Origin of the sequence: Donghicola sp. XS_ASV15 (genome assembly GCF_041224595.1) — a bacterium.
GTDB lineage: Bacteria > Pseudomonadota > Alphaproteobacteria > Rhodobacterales > Rhodobacteraceae > Donghicola.
On sequence record NZ_JBGFGN010000004.1, the window covers coordinates 1 to 443 of the forward strand.

The 443-nt window shown below is 38.8% G+C and carries 1 protein-coding gene; it reads left to right on the forward strand.

The window, feature by feature from the left end:
• Positions 1–441 (forward strand): hypothetical protein (locus AB9K37_RS00020; protein ID WP_369835041.1); only part of this gene is annotated, 441 nt, incomplete at its 5' end.
• Between the last annotated feature and the right edge of the window lie 2 nt (positions 442–443).

The following is a 443-nucleotide window of genomic DNA, read 5'->3' on the forward strand; positions in this document are numbered from 1 at the left end:
GTGATGCTGTTTGTTGCATACCGGTTCATATCTAACATTAATGCTATGGGTGAAGTTGATGATAAAAAAGAGCCTGATAAACAAACGGTTGTGAAGTCAAAAAAGATACCCGTTCAACAAAAGCTGGAGGCTAAAAAAGTCATATATACCGATGTTGTTAACCATCCATTAGACAAGCTTTGCACATCATATGAGTATGCAAAGGGCAATCTGGTTGATGTGAGGCACTTTATTAACTGTGTTATAGGTAATCAAAAGGAAGAAAAGAAAATTGTGCTAACGAATGATGACGGCTCAGAGGACCAGCAAACCGTTGTCGAGCCTAAAATCAAGTTGCTGTCACAAAACTACCTTAAGCACTTGGGGTATAAGATTTATTTGCTTGACGATACGCCAGTGCTTAAGTTTGCCAATCAAGAGTTCTACTTGCACCAGTTCTAATG